16 protein-coding genes and 1 tRNA gene are annotated in these 19328 nt (G+C 73.7%); 12 read left to right on the forward strand and 5 right to left on the reverse strand.

What is annotated here, in order from left to right:
• The first annotated feature begins 361 nt into the window (after positions 1-361).
• From U5640_RS27960 to U5640_RS27980, 5 genes are all read left to right on the forward strand, one after another.
• On the forward strand, positions 362-2020 hold the full coding sequence (locus U5640_RS27960; RefSeq protein ID WP_340378589.1) for a beta-N-acetylhexosaminidase: 1659 nt from the start codon (positions 362-364) through the stop codon (positions 2018-2020).
• Between the two features lie 254 nt (positions 2021-2274).
• Complete coding sequence (locus U5640_RS27965) at positions 2275-3168, forward strand: FAD binding domain-containing protein (protein ID WP_340378591.1); 894 nt, start codon at positions 2275-2277, stop codon at positions 3166-3168.
• On the forward strand, positions 3165-4982 hold the full coding sequence (locus tag U5640_RS27970) for a 2Fe-2S iron-sulfur cluster-binding protein (RefSeq protein ID WP_340378593.1): 1818 nt from the start codon (positions 3165-3167) through the stop codon (positions 4980-4982). Before U5640_RS27965 ends, U5640_RS27970 begins: the two co-directional genes overlap by 4 nt.
• Complete coding sequence (locus tag U5640_RS27975) at positions 4979-7288, forward strand: molybdopterin cofactor-binding domain-containing protein (protein ID WP_340378595.1); 2310 nt, start codon at positions 4979-4981, stop codon at positions 7286-7288. Before U5640_RS27970 ends, U5640_RS27975 begins: the two co-directional genes overlap by 4 nt.
• Positions 7289-7595: 307 nt before the next feature.
• Positions 7596-8786: an SUKH-4 family immunity protein gene (locus U5640_RS27980; RefSeq protein ID WP_340378597.1), complete on the forward strand. Its 1191-nt coding sequence runs from the start codon at positions 7596-7598 to the stop codon at positions 8784-8786.
• A 101-nt stretch (positions 8787-8887) separates the two neighbouring features.
• Here the strand turns inward: U5640_RS27980 and U5640_RS27985 are convergent.
• Positions 8888-8959 (reverse strand) — tRNA-Cys (locus tag U5640_RS27985).
• A gap of 433 nt (positions 8960-9392) precedes the next feature.
• On the opposite strand from U5640_RS27985, the gene U5640_RS27990 reads away from it, so the two are divergent.
• The 5 genes from U5640_RS27990 (at position 9393) to U5640_RS28010 (ending at position 13786) form a co-directional block, all read left to right on the forward strand.
• A complete protein-coding gene (locus U5640_RS27990) occupies positions 9393-9587 on the forward strand; it encodes a hypothetical protein (RefSeq protein WP_340378599.1) in 195 nt (64 codons plus the stop codon).
• Positions 9584-9982 carry a type II toxin-antitoxin system death-on-curing family toxin gene (locus tag U5640_RS27995; RefSeq protein WP_340378601.1) on the forward strand — a complete coding sequence of 133 codons (399 nt, stop codon included), beginning with the start codon at positions 9584-9586 and terminating at the stop codon, positions 9980-9982. The genes U5640_RS27990 and U5640_RS27995 overlap by 4 nt, the downstream gene beginning before the upstream one ends.
• Before the next feature lie 104 nt (positions 9983-10086).
• Positions 10087-11889: a DEAD/DEAH box helicase gene (locus tag U5640_RS28000; protein WP_340378603.1), complete on the forward strand. Its 1803-nt coding sequence runs from the start codon at positions 10087-10089 to the stop codon at positions 11887-11889.
• A gap of 370 nt (positions 11890-12259) precedes the next feature.
• On the forward strand, positions 12260-12901 hold the full coding sequence (locus U5640_RS28005) for a helix-turn-helix domain-containing protein (protein ID WP_059202790.1): 642 nt from the start codon (positions 12260-12262) through the stop codon (positions 12899-12901).
• A gap of 93 nt (positions 12902-12994) precedes the next feature.
• Positions 12995-13786 carry a S16 family serine protease gene (locus U5640_RS28010; protein ID WP_340378606.1) on the forward strand — a complete coding sequence of 264 codons (792 nt, stop codon included), beginning with the start codon at positions 12995-12997 and terminating at the stop codon, positions 13784-13786.
• Here U5640_RS28010 and U5640_RS28015 read toward each other — a convergent pair.
• The 3 genes from U5640_RS28015 to U5640_RS28025 are packed head-to-tail and all read right to left on the reverse strand — an operon-like array spanning position 13776 to position 15088.
• Entirely contained in the window at positions 13776-13970 is a 195-nt protein-coding gene (locus U5640_RS28015) for a hypothetical protein (protein ID WP_340378608.1), read from the reverse strand. The two genes, U5640_RS28010 and U5640_RS28015, sit on opposite strands and share 11 nt — an antisense overlap.
• Positions 13971-13984: 14 nt before the next feature.
• The gene (locus U5640_RS28020) at positions 13985-14557 is read right to left on the reverse strand and encodes a helix-turn-helix domain-containing protein (RefSeq protein ID WP_340378610.1); all 573 of its coding nucleotides are present in this window, start codon (positions 14555-14557) and stop codon (positions 13985-13987) included.
• Positions 14558-14608: 51 nt separating this feature from the next.
• Positions 14609-15088 (reverse strand): Lrp/AsnC family transcriptional regulator, encoded by a 480-nt coding sequence (locus U5640_RS28025; protein WP_340378612.1) that lies wholly within the window; start codon positions 15086-15088, stop codon positions 14609-14611.
• 122 nt (positions 15089-15210) lie between these two features.
• On the opposite strand from U5640_RS28025, the gene hppD reads away from it, so the two are divergent.
• A complete protein-coding gene (hppD, locus tag U5640_RS28030; protein ID WP_340378614.1) occupies positions 15211-16383 on the forward strand; it encodes a 4-hydroxyphenylpyruvate dioxygenase in 1173 nt (390 codons plus the stop codon).
• A gap of 5 nt (positions 16384-16388) precedes the next feature.
• On the opposite strand, the gene U5640_RS28035 is transcribed toward hppD, so the two are convergent.
• The gene (locus U5640_RS28035; protein ID WP_340378616.1) at positions 16389-17828 is read right to left on the reverse strand and encodes a hypothetical protein; all 1440 of its coding nucleotides are present in this window, start codon (positions 17826-17828) and stop codon (positions 16389-16391) included.
• A gap of 92 nt (positions 17829-17920) precedes the next feature.
• Between U5640_RS28035 and U5640_RS28040 the strand changes: the two genes are divergently transcribed.
• Entirely contained in the window at positions 17921-19327 is a 1407-nt protein-coding gene (locus U5640_RS28040) for an FAD-linked oxidase C-terminal domain-containing protein (RefSeq protein WP_340378618.1), read from the forward strand.
• Position 19328 lies beyond the last annotated feature (1 nt).

Here is a 19328-nt window from a genome sequence, read left to right on the forward strand (position 1 = left end):
AACGTCCATTGCGCATGGTGCAACGCGATGGACTGCGAGGCCGTGGCGGAGGCATCCCTCATGAAGCGTGTCCGGGGGGCGGGAATTCGGCCGCCGCTTCCTCGACGGCACCCTCGACGACTTCCCGGACCACTTCTCCGACGCTCGGCCGGCCGGGTTTCTCCCTACGGTCGCCGCGGCCGCCGCGGCCCGATTCCGGTTTCACTTCCGGGCCGCCTTGCCGATCATGTTCCAGGAGGTCCGGACAGTGTCCCGGAACGAGCCGTACGCGCTTTCCGCGGCGGATTCCCCTCGCCCCGAAACGGCTTTCTCCGCGCCGAGCCAACCGTCATCCGCGGCACTTCCCAGGCAAAGGACTGACGTGACCTCTCCGGCGGATCTCATTCCCGTGCCCCGTGCCGTGCAAGGGTCCCCGCACGGCGGTGTCGTGCTCGACGGCGACACCACGCTGTGGGCCGCGCCCGGCACCGGGACCACCGAGCGCTGGCTGCGCTCCACCCTGGGCGCCGCCCTCGGGCTGGGCCTGCCGCCGGGCCCCCGGGACGCCCGCGACTGCGTGCGGCTGCTCGTGGACGACACGCTGGGACCGGAGGCGTACCGGCTGAGCGCCGTCGCGCACCGGGGCGTGGAGATCCGCGGCGGAGACCCGGCCGGTGTCTTCTGGGGCGCCCAGACCCTGCGTCAGCTCCTCGGCCCGCACGCCTTCCGGCGCGCGCCCGTGCGCCCCGGGGCCGGTCACGCGGTCCCGCACCGGATCATCGAGGACGCCCCGCGCTTCCGCTGGCGCGGTCTCCTGCTCGACGTCGCCCGGCACTTCCTGCCCAAGGAAGCCGTCCTGCGCTACCTGGACCTGATGGCGGCACACAAACTGAACGTCTTCCACTTCCATCTGACGGACGACCAGGGCTGGCGGATCGAGATCAAGAGGTATCCCCGGCTGACCGAGGTCGGTTCCTGGCGGCCCCGCACGAAATTCGGCCATCGCGCCTCACCCCTGTGGGAGGAGAAGCCGCACGGTGGCTTCTACAGCCAGGACGACATCCGGGAGATCGTGGCGTACGCCGCCGAACGGCATATCGCCGTCGTCCCCGAAATCGACGTACCGGGCCACTCGCAGGCCGCGATCGCCGCGTATCCGGAACTCGGCAACACCGACGTCATCGACACCACCCGCCTCTCCGTCTGGGACACCTGGGGCATCAATCCCAACGTACTGGCTCCCACCGACACCACCCTGCGCTTCTACGAAGGGGTGTTCGAGGAGGTCCTGGAGCTGTTCCCGGCGGACGCCGCCCCGCACACGGGATTCTCGCGGTTCGTCCACATCGGCGGCGACGAGTGCCCCAGGGACCAGTGGCGCCGGTCGCCCGCCGCGCAGGCCCGGATGGAGGAACTCGGGCTCGCCGACGAGGACGCGCTGCAGTCGTGGTTCGTACGGCACTTCGACACCTGGCTCACCGCGCGCGGGCGCCGTCTGATCGGCTGGGACGAGATCCTGGAGGGCGGGCTCGCACCCGGCGCCGCCGTGTCGTCCTGGCGCGGGTACGCGGGCGGGACCGCCGCCGTGCGCGCCGGCCACGACGTGGTCATGTGCCCCGAGCAGCAGGTCTACCTCGACCACCGGCAGGACGGCGGCCCCGACGAGCCGGTGCCCATCGGGTACGTCCGCACCCTGGAGGACGTCTACCGGTTCGAGCCCGTGCCCTCGGAGTTCACGCCCGAGGAGGGCGCGCACGTCCTCGGCGCCCAGGCCAACCTGTGGACCGAGGTGACGGAGGACCAGGCGCGCGTGGACTACCAGGCGTTCCCCCGGCTCGCCGCGTTCGCCGAGGTGGCCTGGAGCGCCCTGCCCGCGCCCGGGGAACGGGACTTCGCCGACTTCGCGCGGCGGATGGAGGCCCACTACGGCCGCCTCGACGCCCTCGGGGTCGGCTACCGTCCGCCCGAGGGGCCCCGGCCCTGGCAGCGGCGCCCCGGCGTCCTCGGCCGCCCGATCGACGGCCCGCCGCCGCACCGGTAGCCGCCGTGGCGGTGCCCGCGGACGGCGTCACGGAAAAACCCCGGCACTGTCACCGAAGAGTGGCAATTCACGCGCACCGGAGATGCCGTGCGAAAACGGACCATCTCCTGGTTGAGGTGGGCGAATGCCTCCTAGCGGACCCCCGTCTTCGGGTGCGGCGAACATGTGCCAGAGTTGCCACGTCCGCCCTGTCAGCACGTACCGTACGGCGCACAGGCGGGACCACGTGGGGCAGCGGGAAGGGGCAGCCGGTTTTGAGCACGCACGCACCGCAGGCGGCGCAGGCCGTCACGCTGCCGACGACGCTGGACGAGGCGGTGGCGGCCCTCGCGGCCATGCCCGCCGCCGTGCCCGTGGCCGGCGGCACCGACCTGATGGCCGCCGTCAACTCGGGGCAGCTCCGGCCCGCCGGGCTGGTCGGCCTCGGCCGGATCAGCGAGATCCGCGGCTGGCAGTACCAGGACGGCCACGCCCTGCTCGGCGCCGGGCTCACGCACGCGCGCATGGGCCGCCCCGACTTCGCCGCCCTGATCCCGGCGCTCGCCGCCGCCGCGCGCGCCGCGGGGCCGCCGCAGATCCGCAACGCGGGCACCCTGGGCGGCAACATCGCGAGCGCGGCCCCCACGGGCGACGCGCTGCCCGTGCTGGCCGCGCTGGAGGCGACACTGATCATCGCGGGCCCGGGCGGAGCCCGCCGCGAGATCCCGGTGTCGCACCTGCTGGCCGGCGTGGACATGCTGCGCGGCGGCGAACTGATCGCCTACGTGCGCGTGCCGCTGCTGCACGCCCCGCAGGTCTTCCTGAAGGCGACCGGCCGCACCGGCCCCGGCCGCGCCGTCGCCTCCGTCGCGGTGGTCCTCGACCCCGCCCGGCGCGGTGTGCGCTGCGCGGTGGGCGCCATAGCGCCGATGCCGCTGCGGCCCCTGGACGCCGAGCAGTGGGTCGCCCGGCTCATCGACTGGGACAACAACCGCACGATCGTCCCGGAGGCGCTGACCGCGTTCGGCGAGTACGTCGCCGCCGCCTGCATCCCGGACCCGACCCCGGGCGTGGACGGCTCCGTACCGGAGCTGCCGCCCGCCGTACTGCACCTGCGGCGCACCGTCGCCGCGCTGGCCCGACGAGCACTGGGGAGGGCGCTGTCGTGACCGACGACCAGCACGGAGAGGGCGCCCAGCCCCGCAGCGGCGGCCGCTGGGACCCGCTGCCCCAGGGCGACTACGACGACGGGGCCACCGCGTTCGTCAAGCTCCCCGAGGGCGGCATCGACGCGCTCCTGGCCGCCGACAGCCCGCTCGCCGCGCCCGGCCACGGGTACGTGCCGCCGCAGATAGCGGCCGCGCCCCCCGCGCCGGACGGCGCCTGGGCGGCCCCGGCCGGCGGCACCGAGTGGCCCGCGCCGCAGCTGCCGCCGGAGACCTCCGGCGGCGACCGGTTCACGTACAACCCCGGCTCGACCGGCCAGTGGAGCTTCACCGACACCTCGGCCGGCCCGGCCGACCCCGCGGCACCGCACGCGCCCGGTCACGACGTGACCGGCCAGTGGTCGATCCCGGTGGCCGGCGGTGACCTGCCGGACGAATCGGGCGAGTTCACCACGTCGGCCCTGGTCGAGCAGTGGGGCGGCACCCCGCCGGCCACCCTGCCGGGCGGCGCCGCCGCGCCCTGGGCGACCGGCTCCACCAACGGCGCGGGCCAGAACTGGGCCCAGCAGGCGCAGCAGGCCGGCCTGGCCGAGGCGGCGCACACCGGCGTCCGGGAGACCGGCCGACCGGCCCCGGACACCGCCGGGTTCGGGCACCGGGGGGAGCAGGACGCCGCGCACGACACGGGCCACGGGACCGCGTACGGGCTGCCCGACGGCACCGCGCACGACGGCGGCCGCACGCCCGCGTACGGCACCACCCACACGCCCGTGCACGACGCCCCGCACCCGCCCGCGCACGGCATCGACCACACCCCCGCGCACGGCATCGAGCACCGGCCTGAGCACGGGGTGGACCACGCCCCGGCGCACACCGCCGACCAGGCCCCCGCGGACTCCGCGCCGCAGGACCCCCCGGCGGCCGAGCCCGAGCCCGAGGGGTCCGCCCCCGCAGAAGAGGCGCAGGGGGCCCAGGAGCCCCTGGAGGACGCCTCCGACGCCGGTGCGGGCGCCCCGGACGCCCACGAGCCCGCGGAGGCCGCTCGGCGCCCCGCCGAGCCCCCCGCCGGACCCGACCCGCACACCGGCTCCGCCGACCCGGCCGCCCCCGCGCACGGGGACGCCGAAGCCGCCGCCGACGATTCCGGAGAGGCGCCCGCGGAGCTGCCCCCGCCCCCGGCGGAGGAACACCCGCTCGCCTCCTACGTCCTGCGCGTCAACGGCTCCGACCGGCCCGTCACCGACGCCTGGATCGGCGAGTCGCTGCTCTACGTCCTGCGGGAGCGCCTCGGCCTCGCGGGCGCCAAGGACGGCTGCTCCCAGGGCGAGTGCGGTGCCTGCAACGTCCAGGTCGACGGACGTCTCGTCGCCTCCTGCCTCGTGCCCGCCGTCACCACCGCCGGCAGCGAGGTCCGCACCGTCGAGGGCCTCGCCGTCGACGGGCAGCCCTCCGACGTGCAGCGGGCGCTCGCCCGGTGCGGGGCCGTGCAGTGCGGTTTCTGCGTGCCCGGCATGGCGATGACCGTGCACGACCTGCTGGAGGGCAATCCCGCGCCCACCGAGCTGGAGACCCGCCAGGCCCTGTGCGGCAACCTGTGCCGCTGCTCCGGCTACAAGGGTGTCCTGCGGGCCGTCAAGGACGTCGTCGCCGAACGCGAGGCCCAGGCCGAGGCGGACGCCGACGGCGACGAAGCACGTATCCCGCACCAGGCGGGTCCGGGCGCCGGCGGCGTCCACCCGTCGGCGTTCGAGAACCCGGCACAGCCCCACCCGCACGACCCGGTGTACGGACAGGGCCAGGACGGAGGCCAGGCGTGAGCAACGAAGCAGCCACCGCGACGACCACCGCGGAGGCCGCCCCGGCCCCCGAGCCGATCCCGCACGGCCTCGGCGCCTCCCTGCAGCCCGCCGACGCGCGCGCGAAGACGGAGGGCACCTTCCCGTACGCGGCCGACCTGTGGGCCGAGGGCCTGCTGTGGGCGGCCGTGCTGCGCTCCCCGCACCCGCGCGCGCGGATCGTGTCGATCGACACCTCCCACGCGCGCGAGATGCCCGGCGTGCGCGCCGTCGTCACCCACGAGGACGTCCCCGGCAGCCCGGTGCACGGCCGCGGCAAGGCCGACCGGCCCGTGTTCGCCTCCGAGGTCGTACGCCATCACGGCGAGCCCATCGCGGCCGTCGCCGCCGACCACCCCGACACCGCGCGGATGGCCGCCGCGGCCGTCATCGTCGAGTACGAGGTGCTCGACCCGGTGACCGACCCGGAGCTGGCGTTCGAGGCCGACGCCCTGCACCCCGACGGCAACCTGATCCGGCACATCCCGCTGCACCACGGCGACCAGAGCGCGACCGGCGAGATCGTCGTCGAGGGCCAGTACCGCATCGGCCGCGCCGACCCCGCCCCCATCGGCGCCGAGGCCGGACTCGCCGTGCCCCGACCCGACGGCGGCGTCGAGCTCTACCTCGCCTCCACCGACCCGCACGCCGACCGCGACACCGCCGCGGCGGTCTACGGCCTGGCACCCGATCGGGTGAAGATCGTCGTCACCGGGGTGCCGGGCGCCACGGCCGACCGCGAGGACCAGGGCTTCCAGCTTCCGCTCGGCCTGCTGGCCCTGAAGACCGGCTGCCCGGTGAAGCTCACGGCGACCCGCGAGGAGTCCTTCCTCGGCCACGTCCACCGCCACCCGACCCTGCTGCGCTACCGCCACCACGCCGACGCCGAGGGCCGGCTGGTCAAGGTCGAGGCCCAGATCCTGCTGGACGCGGGCGCCTACGCCGACACCTCCGCCGAGGCGCTCGCCGCCGCCGTCTCCTTCGCCTGCGGCCCGTACGTCGTCCCGAACGCCTTCATCGAGGGCTGGGCCGTGCGCACCAACAACCCCCCGTCGGGCCATGTGCGCGGCGAGGGCGCCATGCAGGTGTGCGCCGCCTACGAGGCGCAGATGGACAAGCTGGCGAAGAGACTCGGGATCGACCCGGCCGAGCTGCGCATGCGCAACGTCATGGCGACCGGCGACGTCCTGCCCACCGGCCAGACCGTGACCTGCCCGGCCCCGGTCGCCGAACTCCTCCAGGCGGTCCAGGAGTACCCGCTGCCGCCGCTCCCCAAGGACACCCCCGAGGAGGAGTGGCTGCTGCCCGGCGGTCCCGAGGGCGCGGGCGAACCCGGCGCGGTGCGCCGGGGCGTGGGCTACGGCCTCGGCATGGTGCACATGCTCGGCGCGGAGGGCGCCGACGAGGTCTCCACGGCCACCGTGAAGGTCCAGGACGGCGTCGCGACGGTCCTGTGCGCCGCGGTGGAGACCGGGCAGGGCTTCACCACGCTGGCCCGCCAGATCGTCCAGGAGACCCTGGGCGTCGACGAGGTGCACGTCGCGCCCGTGGACACCGACCAGCCCCCGGCCGGCGCGGGCTGCCGGGGCCGGCACACCTGGGTCTCCGGCGGCGCGGTGGAACGCGCGGCCAGGATGGTCCGCACCCAGCTCCTCCAGCCCCTCGCGCACAAGTTCGGCATGTCCACCGAGCTGCTCCAGATCACCGACGGCAAGATCACCTCGTACGACGGTGTGCTGTCGACGACGGTCGCCGAGGAACTGGTCGGCAAGGAACTGTGGGCGACGGCCCAGTGCCGCCCGCACCCCACCGAGCCGCTGGACGGCGCCGGCCAGGGCGACGCGTTCGTGGGCATGGCCTTCTGCGCGGTCCGCGCGGTCGTCGACGTCGACATCGAGCTCGGTTCGGTGCGGGTCGTCGAACTCGCGGTCGCCCAGGACGTCGGCCGGATCCTCAACCCGGCGCAGCTCGCGGCGCGGATCGAGGCGGGCGTCACCCAGGGCGTGGGCATCGCCCTCACCGAGAACCTGCGCACCCCGCGCGGTCTGATCCGCCACCCCGACCTCACCGGCTACTCCCTGCCGACGGCGCTCGACGCCCCGGACATCCGGATCGTCAGACTCGTCGAGGAACGGGACGTGGTCGCCCCCTTCGGGGCCAAGGCGGCCAGCGCGGTCCCGGTGGTGACGTCCCCGGCGGCCATCGCCTCCGCCGTGCGCGCCGCGACGGGCCGCCCCGTCAACCGGCTCCCGATCCGTCCGCAGGCCGCGGTGGTGACGGGCCAGTGAGCGATCCGGAGCGCTACGAACCCCCGCCGAGCGTGGGCAAACTCCTGCTGTGGATCGTGGTGTTCGCGGTGGCGGCACTGGCCGTGGTGCTGGGCGGCGTCTACTTCACCTGAGCGTCCCGCGCGGCGGGGGCGACGGCCGAGGAGATGTGGGCCGGAAGGGAACGCACCAGGGCGGTTCGACGTCTCTTCAGTGGGGGCGGCTGCCGCCACCGGGGCGTCGTCGCAGGTCAGGGCCATTGTCAGTGGGCCCGCATAGGCTGCGGAGCAGTGGGACGGCGCACGCACCTTTCACGCACGGGGGACCGATGAGCACGACCAGGAGTACCACCACGATCGTTTTCACCGATGACGAGCTGAACCCGTACGTCACGCACGCCGCGACGCGCCGCTGGCTGACCGGCCCCGGACTGCCGGGCGAGGGCGGCCTGTTGACGTTCGAGGCGCTGCGCACGGACGGCCTGCGCACGGTCGCCGACTCCACCGGCGACCCCGAGGGCCGGCTGGCGGCGGAGCTGCGCGACCGCCTGGTGATAGGCGGCATCCTGGGCACCGACGGCCGCGAGCGGGAGTCCGTCCTGCTGGACGGCGCGACGGGCGAGATCTCCACGACGTACTTCCTGCACGACCGCCCCGACCTGATGGACACCCGCCCGCTGGCGCCCTCCCTGGAGAAGCTGCTGCGCTTCGCCACGGCGGTGGACGAACTCGCCGCCCTGCGAGGCCAGTTCGCCTCCTACGCGGGCCGGCTGGGCCCGCAGGCGGTCGCCGAGGCGAGCCGGCAGCTGCTCGCCGTGTTCGAGGCGGGGGCGGCCGGCGACGGAACCGGTCTGTTCTGGAAGCTGGCCGCCGTGATCCGTCCGCTCGCCCTGGTGGCCGGCCCCGGCACCGCGTCCGGACTGGCCCTGGACCTGCCGCCCCGCCTCCTGGAGGACGAGTTCGGCAGCGGCGAGGTCGCCCGTTTCGAGGACGTCGACTGCCCCAAGGCCCTCACGCACGCCCCGACCCGCCGCTTCCTGTGCGAGGTGGGCCTGCCGGAGGAGGTCGTCTGGTTCACGCTGGAGACGGACATGCCGCTGCAGACCCTCGCCGAGTACTGCGCCGACGCCTACGACGGCGTCCTCACCGACGAGCGGCTCCCGCTCAACGCGGACCGGCTGATCCGCCTCGGCCACCTCCTGGAGGACACCAGCCTGGTCGTCGACGGCGACTCGGGCGCCGTCCTCAGCTGGAGCGAGCCCGACCTCGCCCTGCGCCCGCTCAACGCCGATGTGTCCACCCTGGCGTTCACCCTCTGGCTGATACGCCGGGAGAAGGCCCTCGACGCCGTCCACGAACTCACCGAGGCCTACGACCAGCTCGCCGAGACGATGTGCCGCACCCTGGCCGCCGTGGACCCGGTCGCCTGCGACCCGACCCCGAACACCCCCACCGACGACGGCTGGCGCTACTGGCCGGGGATGTTCGAGGACGAGCCGGGCGGAGGCCTGTACGCCTGACACCACCGGCCGACGACGGCAGGCGACGGCCGAGGCCGACCGACGCACCGAAAGCCGTACGGCCGGCCACGGGTGAGCGGCCGGCCGTACGGCGGTGCGGGAGGCCATGGCGGGAATCGAACCCGCGTAACTCGCTTTGCAGGCGAGTCCCTAAGCCACTCGGGCACACGGCCGGGTCGGGGGGCGGGGGGTGGAACCCCGTTCCCTCTCGGTGAGATGACCGTACGGGCGGGGCGGAGGGCGGCTCAAGGGCGGCGGGCGCGCTGCAACGAGGCTGCCATGCTGCGTTCATGAACGGCGGGAGGCGTACGACCAAGGGGGGTCTGGGGGGCTGGAGTTCCTGGCCAGTCGTCTCCCGAGGTCCGCAGCCTCTGCACACCCGCCGCCCTGAGCACCGGTCATTCGTCCTCCCGGAGCCGGAAGCCCGGAGCCCGGAGGCCCTGAACACCCGGGGCCCGAATCCCTGTCCCTGGAATGCCCCCCAAATCCCCGCCCCCAAATCCCCTCGCCCTACGCCCCGCCCCTGCCTACCCTCACCCCATGCAGCCCCTCACCCCGACGTCAGTAACTTCCCCCACCCCCGTCCCTGCCCCGACGCGCGGCACCGTGCTCGCGGTTTCTCTCGGTCCCCGTCTCCATCGGGCTCTCCTGGATCTCGCGGACGCCACCGGGTGCACGCCGGAGGACATCGTGGTGGACGCCGTACGCGCGCGGCTGGGTGCGGAGGAGGGCAGGGTGCGGGAGGTCGCCGAAGGGCTCGCCGGGGCCCACACCGAGTTGTTGCGGAGGCTCGGGGAATGACCGCACGGAACGCCACATCGGCCAGGCGGCACCTCACCGTGGCCGAGGTCACCGACATCGCCCGGATCGCCTTCGGCGGACGGGCCCCCGAGGCCCGCGCGCCGGGGCTGCTCGCCTCCGCCGTGCACCGCCCGCGGGCCCGGATGTTCGGCACGCCCGCCTACGAGGACCTCCACGAGCAGGCGGCCGCGCTGCTGCACGCCCTCGCCACGAACCACCCCCTCGTGGACGGCAACAAACGCGCCGCCTGGCTCGCCGCCGCGACCTTTCTCGCCCTGCACGGCGTGGACCTCGCCGACTGCGACCAGGAAGCGGCGTACGACCTGGTCATCGATGTCGCCTCCGGCGCGGAGGCCGAGATCGGCGTGATCGCGGAGCGGCTGCGGGCGCTGTGACGTGGGTCCCACCGCGCGCCGCCCCGGCCCGGTTCGAGCGCGGTCGGTGCCGGGCCGCCGGTAGGGTGGCCCGGTTGTCGTACGCCGACCCCGAACCGGAGACCGTGAGTACTACCGCCGCCACCTCCACCTCGCACTCCCACCACCTCTCTCCCGCCTTCCCGGGCCGCGCCCCCTGGGGTACCGCCAGCAAACTGCGGGCCTGGCAGCAGGGGGCGATGGAGAAGTACATCCAGGAGCAGCCGCGCGACTTCCTCGCCGTCGCCACCCCCGGCGCCGGCAAGACGACCTTCGCGCTGACCCTCGCCTCCTGGTTGCTGCACCACCATGTCGTGCAGCAGGTGACCGTGGTCGCGCCGACCGAGCATCTGAAGAAGCAGTGGGCGGAGGCGGCCGCGCGGATAGGCATCCGGCTCGACCCCGAGTACAGCGCCGGACCGCTCAGCAAGGACTACCACGGTGTCGCGGTGACGTACGCGGGCGTCGGCGTACGGCCGATGCTGCACCGCAACCGCAGCGAGCAGCGCAAGACCCTCGTCATCCTCGACGAGATCCATCACGCCGGTGACTCCAAGTCCTGGGGCGAGGCGTGCCTGGAGGCGTTCGAGCCGGCCACCCGCCGGCTGGCGCTCACCGGTACGCCCTTCCGGTCCGACACCAACCCCATCCCCTTCGTGACGTACGAGGAGGGCGCCGACGGGATCAGGCGGTCCTCCGCCGACTACACCTACGGGTACGGCTCCGCGCTCGCCGACCATGTCGTGCGGCCGGTCATCTTCCTCTCCTACAGCGGCAACATGCGCTGGCGGACCAAGGCCGGGGACGAGATCGCGGCGCGGCTCGGCGAGCCGATGACGAAGGACGCGATCAGTCAGGCGTGGCGTACGGCCCTGGACCCGCGCGGTGAGTGGATGCCGAGCGTGCTGCGCGCCGCCGACCAGCGGCTCACCGAGGTCAGGAAGTCCATCCCGGACGCCGGCGCCCTCGTCATCGCCTCCGACCAGGACTCGGCGCGGGCGTACGCCAAGCTCATCCGGGAGATCACCGGCAGCAGGGCGACCCTGGTGCTCTCCGACGACGCCGGCGCCTCCAGCCGGATCGACGACTTCAGCGGCAGCACCGACCGGTGGATGGTCGCGGTGCGGATGGTGTCCGAGGGCGTCGACGTGCCCCGGCTCGCGGTCGGGGTGTACGCCACCACCATCTCCACCCCGCTCTTCTTCGCCCAGGCGGTGGGGCGTTTCGTACGGTCGCGGCGGCGCGGCGAGACCGCGTCGGTGTTCCTGCCGACCGTGCCCGACCTGCTGGGTTTCGCCAACGAGATGGAGCGTGAGCGCGACCACGCCCTCGACAAGCCCAAGAAGGAGGGCGAGGAGGACCCGTACGCCGAGGAGGAGAAGCTCCTCCAGGAGGCGGAGAAGCAGCAGGACGAGGACACCGGCGAGCAGGAGCAGTTCGCCTTCGAGGCGCTGGAGTCCGAGGCCGTCTTCGACCGGGTCATGTACAACGGCGCCGAGTTCGGCATGCAGGCCCACCCGGGGAGCGAGGAGGAGCAGGACTACCTCGGCATTCCGGGCCTCCTGGAGCCCGAGCAGGTGCAGTTGCTGCTGCAGAAGCGGCAGGCGAAGCAGATCGCGCACAGCAGGAAGAAGCCGGACACCGAGGCCGATCTGCTGGAGCTGCCGGCCGAACGGCGGCCGGTCGTCTCGCACAAGGAGCTGATGGAGCTGCGGCGGCAGCTCAACACGATGGTCGGCGCGTACGTCCACCAGAGCGGCAAGCCGCACGGGGTCGTCCACACCGAGCTGCGGCGGGTGTGCGGGGGGCCGGCGAGCGCGGAGGCGACGGCCGGACAGTTGCGACAGCGCATCGCCAAGGTCCAGGAGTGGGCCACCCGCATGAAATGAGGCCCCGTGGGCCTTCTATGGCCTTTCTTCGGGTTCTCTGTGGCCTTTCTCTGCCTTTCGGCGGTCTTTCCGTCGGCTTTGCGCGGTCCGACATATCACGGCAAAAGTGCGGCAAATGTACGTAGTCCCTACCGGCCATTGACCGGATTCTGGACGTTCTCTTCCGCTCAGCGAACCTGCTTCGCTACTGTCCCGCTACGCACACGCCCCGTGGCAGCGCCGCCGCGGAGCGCAGCCGTGAAGCGACCGGGCCCGGACATGCCGGGCCCCTCTGCCGATCGGCGGCCTCTCGAGCGCGTCACCGACGGGACTCGGGGACGCATCCGCCGCGACGGGGGCCGCCGACCTCACCACTGAAGGAGTGGGCGTCGTGACCGCGGAGACTTCCCAGACGCTCGACCGGGGCCTGAAGGTCCTCAAGCTGCTGGCCGACACCGACCACGGCCTGACCGTCACCGAGCTCTCCCAGAAACTGGGCGTGAACCGGACGGTCGTGTACCGACTGCTCGCCACGCTGGAGCAGCACGCCCTGGTACGGCGTGATCTGGGCGGGCGAGCCCGGGTGGGCCTCGGGGTGCTGAGGCTGGGCCGTCAGGTGCATCCGCTGGTCCGGGAGGCGGCGCTGCCCGCGCTGCGGTCGCTGGCCGAGGACATAGGCGCGACCGCCCACCTGACACTGGTGGACGGGGCGGACGCGCTGGCCGTGGCCGTCGTCGAGCCGTCGTGGACGGACTATCACGTGGCGTACCGGGCCGGGTTCCGGCATCCGCTGGACCGCGGGGCCGCGGGGCGGGCGATTCTCGCGGCGCGGCAGAGGCTGGCGGGGGAGCCGGGGTACACGCTGACGCACGGGGAGCTGGAGGCCGGGGCGAGCGGGGCGGCGGCGCCGCTGCTCGGGGTGACCGGCGTCGAGGGCAGCGTGGGCGTGGTGATGCTGGCGGACGCGGTGCCGGAGCGGGTGGGTCCGCGGGTGGTGGACGCGGCCCGGGAGGTGGCGGAGGCGCTGCGCTGAGGGAACACCCCCGGATCGCCTCCGGAGATCTCCGGGTCGCCCCCGGATCACCTGCGGAGCCGGGTGCACACCCTCGCCGGTTACATTGACCTCGTGCTCTCTCGTCTCACGCGTCTCCAGGCCGTCGCCCTCTGTGCCCTGCCCCTCGTGGTGCTCCTCGCGACGGCGCTGTTCGCGCCGCTGCCGTTCTCGGTGGCGCAGCCCGGGATGACGGCCAACGTGCTGGGCGAGAACCAGGGCACCGAGGTGATCACGATCTCCGGGGCGCCCACCCGGGACACCTCCGGGCAGTTGCGCATGACGACGATCGAGGCGACCGGGCCCGACGCCGACGTCCGGCTCGGCGATGTGATCGACGGCTGGTTCCGCACCGACCAGGCGATCATGCCGCGGGACTCCGTCTACCCCAGCGGTCAGTCCACCAAGGAGATCGAGCGGCACAACACCCAGCAGATGCAGGAGTCCCAGGACGCGGCCACCCAGGCCGCCCTGCGCTACCTCGACCGCACGGGCGACGGCATCAAGGTCACCCTGAAGCTGTCCGACGTCGGCGGCCCGAGCGCGGGCCTGCTGTTCTCGCTGGGCATCGTCGACAAGCTCGACGGCAACGGAACCGGCGGCGATCTCACCGGTGGCCGCACCATCGCGGGTACGGGCACCATCGACGCGGCCGGTACGGTCGGCGCGGTCGGGGGCGTCTCCCTGAAGACGCAGGCCGCCCGCCGGGACGGGGCGACCGTCTTCCTCGTGCCGAAGGACGAGTGCAGCGACGCCAAGTCCGAGCTGCCCAAGGGGCTCCGGCTGGTCCCGGTGACCACCCTCAAGGGCGCGGTGAACGCGCTCACCGCCCTGGAGAGCGGCAAGGGCGCCGTGCCTAGCTGCTGAGCGCCGGCGCGGCCGGCCCCGGTGCGGCCAGCCGCAGTCCCACTTCGACGAGGGTCCAGCCGAGCCGGGTGCGCAGGGCGCGGGGACGCGCGGCGGCCGAGGCGGCCAGACGGTGGGCGGCGGCTGAGGCGTGCAGTTCGGCGGCGCGGGTGCGGTGGAGGGCGAGGTGGGTCTCGGGATGCATGAGGAGGTCGCCTTTCACTGCGGGGGGCTGGGGAAGAGGTGTGTGTGGATGCGGACCGTCTCGGCGCCCGGGGTGTTCTCGGCCACCGGCCGGTAGCTCTCGATCAGCGCGTGCATCTTCTGGATGAGTTCGCGGGCCATCTCGGGTGTGAGCCGTCCGCTGAAGTCGCTCAGATCGCTCGCGCTGTCCCACTCCTCGGGGTAGGCGTGCCGGTTGCCCAGCCAGGTGGTGAGCTCCTGCGTGTGGATGGTGGCGACCTCGTAGCCGAACACGGCTGCGGCGCCCCGCACCTCGGGGTCGGGGTCCCTGAGCAGGGCCTCGTCGAACATCAGGCTCTGGTCCACGGCACGCCACCATCGCTCGCGGCCCTTGCCCTGCTCCGGCGCGTCCTCGACGAACCCGTGTGCGGCGAGCTGGCGCAGGTGATAGCTGGTTGAGCCGCTGGACTCGCCGAGTTTCGCGCCCAGTTGGGAGGCGGTGGCGGGACCGTCGCGGCGCAGTGCGGCGAGCAGTCGCATACGGAGCGGGTGGGCGAGGCCCCGCAGGGATCGGGCGTCGAGATGCCGGGACGTCGATTCATCGGGCATGCGTACAAAGCTATCCTTGCAAAGAAGACTTTGCAACGCTTCCTTTGTAAGTCACCGCTCCCGCTCCTCCCCGGCCGCCTGCTCCACCAGCGGGATGATCCGCAACGGCACCGCGTTCTCCATCACGATCGCCGTCGACGCCCGGACGATCCCCTCGAAGCCGACGACCCGGTCGATCACCCGCTGGAGGTCCGCGTTGGAGCGGGCCACCAGCCGGCACATCATGTCCCCGCTGCCCGTGGTGGTGTGCAGCTCCAGGACCTCCGGCACGGTCGCGAGGTGGGCCCGAACGTCCGCGCCCTGCCCCTGGCGGATCTGCAGCGTGGCGAAGGCCGTCACCGGATAGCCGATGGCCGCCGGGTCCACCTCCGGCCCGAAGCCCCGGATGACGCCGCTCGACTGGAGCCGGTCCAGCCGGGCCTGCACGGTCCCCCGGGCCACCCCCAGCCGCCGGGACATCTCCAGCACCCCGATCCTCGGCTCCCGTGCCAGCAGCACGATGATCCGGCCGTCCAGATGATCGATCGCCACGCCCGCCTCCCAGATGGTCACCCTGTACGGAAAGCCCGCCGAAACCGTCGTACCACTGACCGGATTGCCCGGTGAAGAGGCGAACTGTTGCGCACCTTGCGCCCCGGAGTGAGGCTTTCGCTATGACGCAGACCACACGTTCCGGTCCCGAGGCCGCCCGGCCGGCCGATCCCTTCCCGGTCGGGGGAATGGACGCGATCGTCTTCGCCGTGGGCAACGCCCGGCAGGCGGCGCACTACTACTCCACCGCCTTCGGTATGCAGCTGGTCGCCTACGCGGGCCCGGAGACCGGCAGCCGGGAGACCGCGTCGTACGTGCTCACGAGCGGTTCCGCCCGGTTCGTCCTCACCTCCGTCGTCAAGCCGGCCACCACCTGGGGCCACTTCCTCGCCCGGCACGTGGCCGAGCACGGCGACGGTGTCGTCGACCTCGCCCTCGAGGTCCCGGACGCGCGCGCCGCGTACGCCCACGCGGTCGAGCACGGCGCCCGGTCCGTCGCCGAGCCGTACGAGCTGAAGGACGAGCACGGCACCGTCGTCCTCGCCGCGATCGCGACCTACGGCGAGACCCGCCACACCCTCGTCGACCGCTCCGGCTACGACGGCCCCTACCTCCCGGGCTTCGTCGCCGCCGACCCGATCGTCGAGCCGCCCGCCTGGGGGCACCTCCCGGCCGACGGCCGGGGGAGCACCTTCCAGGCGATCGACCACTGCGTCGGCAACGTCGAACTCGGCCGGATGGACGAATGGGTCGGCTTCTACAACAGGGTCATGGGCTTCACGAACATGAAGGAGTTCGTGGGCGACGACATCGCCACCGAGTACAGCGCGCTGATGTCGAAGGTCGTCGCCGACGGGACCCTGAAGGTCAAGTTCCCGATCAACGAGCCGGCGATCGGCAGGAAGAAGTCGCAGATCGACGAGTACCTGGAGTTCTACGGCGGCCCGGGCGTCCAGCACATCGCGCTCAACACCGGCGACATCGTGCGGACGGTCCGCACCATGCGCGCCGCCGGGGTCCGCTTCCTCGACACCCCGGACTCCTACTACGACACGCTCGGCGAATGGGTCGGTGACACCCGGGTGCCGGTGGAGACCCTGCGCGAGCTGAAGATCCTCGCCGACCGCGACGAGGACGGATACCTGCTCCAGGTCTTCACCAAGCCGGTGCAGGACCGCCCCACGGTGTTCTTCGAGATCATCGAGCGCCACGGATCGATGGGCTTCGGCAAGGGCAACTTCAAGGCCCTGTTCGAGGCGATCGAGCGTGAGCAGGCGAAGCGGGGCAACCTGTAGCCCCCTCAGGACTCCGGCAGCGGCTCGTCCGGCACCTCGCCCAGCCCCGCCAGCGCGGCCCGGGCCGTCCGGGCGTGCAGCGGGGAGAAGTACGGGTTCAGCCGCAGCGCCTCCGCGAGATGCCGGCGGGCGTTCGCCGTCCGCTCCAGCGCACGTTCGATCATGCCGCGATGGTAGGAGTACGACGCGCTGAGCACCGCCCCGCCGTGCACCCGGTCGGTGGCGGTCGTCGCGTACGTCAGCGCCTCCTCGTCCGCGCCCGCCCGGTGCAGCGCCCAGCCCAGCGCGTCCGCCACCGCGATGCCCGGCTGGCGCCGCCACTCGGCCCGCAGGCGCCGTACCGCCGACGCCGGATCACCGTGATCCGCCTCGAACAGCCCGAGCACCAGCGCCCCGTCCACCCCGCCCGCCGCGTCCCGGCGCACCCGCTCGCGCAGCAGCGCGTACTGCTCGCGCGCCGCCCGGGTGCGCCCCGACGACTCGTACAGCTCGCCCAGTTCGAGCGCGTACTGCGGCAGCGGCTGCCCCGCCAGCGCCGCGCGGTACGCGGTCAGCGCCGGCCCGGTCCGGCCCAGCGCCGCCAGCGCCCGCCCCTGCCCGGCCCGCGCGGCCCACTGGTCCGGGTCCAGCCGCAGGGCCGCCTCGAAGTGCCGCAGCGCGCTCTCCCGCTCCCCGCGCTCGAACGCCAGCTGCCCGGCCCGCTCCAGCCACGCCGCCTCCTCGGCGGGGGAGGAGGCCCCGGCCGCCGCGTCGGCCAGCGCCGCCTGCGCGTCCTCCCGGAGCCCCTGCTCCCAGTACACGCCCGCCGCCCGCGCCAGGACCGCCGGGCCCGAGCGCAGCTTCCGCAGCCGATCCAACGCCGCGCGGGCCCTCTTGTGGTCGCCGAGGCCCGTGTACGCGTCGACGAGCTGCCCGTACGTCGTCCAGCGCGCCGCGGACACCCGCTCCGCGGCCCGCGCCCACGTGAGCGCCGCGGGGAAGTCCCGGCGCGCGTTGGCCAGCGCCGCCAGCCCGTCCAGCGCCTCGGCGTTGCCCCGCGGCCGCACCTTCAGCGAGGTCCGCAGCGCCCGCTCGGCCTTCGGATACAGCACGTCCGCCCCGGCGGTACGCCGCCCCTGCTCCAGGTAGGCCGCCCCGAGCACCGCCCACGCCCCCGCGTCCCGGGGGTGCTCGCGCACCCGGCTCTCCCGCGCGCCGATCAGCTCCGCCAGCCCGGGCAGCGCCGCCGGAACCCCCGCCCCCACCGCCGCGGCCGCCCGCGCCCCCGCGGCCGGCGCCGCCGCCCCGCGCCGCGGCCCCTCCCCGGGCACCGACAGCAGCACCGCCCCACCGGCCAGCACCAGACCCCCCACGAGCGGGCCGACCACCGCCCGCCGCCGATACCAGGGCACCGCCCGCGCGGTGTTCTCTTCGTTTCGTACGACGTTGTCCGTGCCGTTGTCCATGGCGCTCACTGTGCGCCGGTCCGCGGGGCACGCCCGGGCAGGTGACGGCCGCCGGGGACGGGGTTCACACCGATGGCCCCGGGTGCGAACCTGTGATCATGAGCCGTATCGAAGCGCCACGCGACGAGGTCACGGGCAACCTCCTCGATCGTCTGCTCGCCGGCCTGCCCGCCGACGCCGTCCTCACCGACCCCGACGTCACCGCCGCGTACGCCCACGACATGGCGAGCTTCTGCCCGGCCGGCGCCCCGGCCGTCGTCGTGCTGCCCCGGACCGTCGAACAGGTCCAGCACGTCATGCGCACCGCCACCGAGCTGCGCCTGCCCGTCGTCCCGCAGGGCGCCCGCACCGGCCTGTCCGGCGCCGCCAACGCCACCGACGGCTGCGTGGTGCTCTCCTTGACCAGGATGGACCGCATCCTGGAGATCAACCCGGTCGACCGGATCGCCGTCGTCGAACCGGGGGTCGTCAACGCGGCCCTCGCGCGCGCGGTGGACGACCTCGGCCTCTGCTACCCGCCCGACCCCTCCAGCTGGGAGATGTGCACGATCGGCGGGAACATCGGCACGGCCTCGGGCGGGCTGTGCTGTGTGAAGTACGGGGTGACGGCCGAGTACGTCCTCGGCCTCGACGTCGTCCTCGCCGACGGCCGGCTGATGTCCACCGGCCGGCGCACCGCCAAGGGGGTCGCCGGGTACGACCTGACCCGGCTGTTCGTGGGCTCCGAGGGCTCCCTCGGCATCGTCGTCCGCGCCGTCCTGGCCCTCAGGCCGAAGCCGCCGCGGCAGCTCGTGCTGGCGGCGGAGTTCGCGTCGTCGGCCGCCGCCTGCGACGCGGTCTGCCGGATCATGGCCGGCGGGCATGTGCCGTCCCTGCTGGAGCTGATGGACCGCACGACCGTCAAGGCGGTCAACGCCCTCACCCGGATGGGTCTGCCCGAGACGACCGAGGCCCTCCTGCTGGCGGCCTTCGACACCACCGACCCGGCCGCCGACCTCGCCGCCGTCGGCGCGTTGTGCGAGGAGGCGGGCGCCACCGAGGTCGTCCCGGCCGACGACGCCGCGGAGTCCGAACTGCTCCTGCAGGCCCGGCGTTCGTCCCTCGTCGCGCTGGAGGCCGTCAAGGGCACCACGATGATCGACGACGTGTGCGTGCCCCGCTCCCGCCTCGGCGACCTGGTCGAAGGCGTCGAGCGCATCGCCGACAAGCACCGTCTGACCATCGGCGTCGTCGCCCACGCCGGCGACGGCAACACCCACCCCACCGTCTGCTTCGACGCCCGGGACCCCGACGAGTGCCGGCGCGCCCGCGAGTCCTTCGACGAGATCATGGCGCTCGGCCTGGAACTCGGCGGCACCATCACCGGCGAGCACGGCGTGGGCGTCCTGAAGAAGGAGTGGCTGGCGCGCGAGATCGGCCCGGTGGGACTGGAGATGCAACGGGCCGTCAAGCAGGCGTTCGACCCGCTGGGGATCCTCAACCCGGGCAAGCTGTTCTGAC

This window comes from Streptomyces sp. SS7, from assembly GCF_037993025.1.
GTDB lineage: Bacteria > Actinomycetota > Actinomycetes > Streptomycetales > Streptomycetaceae > Streptomyces.

Excerpts from the sequence above, each read along its gene's own strand:
- U5640_RS27980 (WP_340378597.1), top strand. The coding sequence starts at position 7,596 with ATGAGCACGACCAGGAGTACCACCACGATCGTTTTCACCGATGACGAG.
- U5640_RS28015 (WP_340378608.1), bottom strand. The coding sequence starts at position 13,970 with ATGCATCCCGAGACCCACCTCGCCCTCCACCGCACCCGCGCCGCCGAA.
- U5640_RS27995 (WP_340378601.1), top strand. The coding sequence starts at position 9,584 with ATGACCGCACGGAACGCCACATCGGCCAGGCGGCACCTCACCGTGGCC.
- hppD (WP_340378614.1), top strand. The coding sequence starts at position 15,211 with ATGACGCAGACCACACGTTCCGGTCCCGAGGCCGCCCGGCCGGCCGAT.
- U5640_RS28035 (WP_340378616.1), bottom strand. The coding sequence starts at position 17,828 with ATGGACAACGGCACGGACAACGTCGTACGAAACGAAGAGAACACCGCG.
- U5640_RS28020 (WP_340378610.1), bottom strand. The coding sequence starts at position 14,557 with ATGCCCGATGAATCGACGTCCCGGCATCTCGACGCCCGATCCCTGCGG.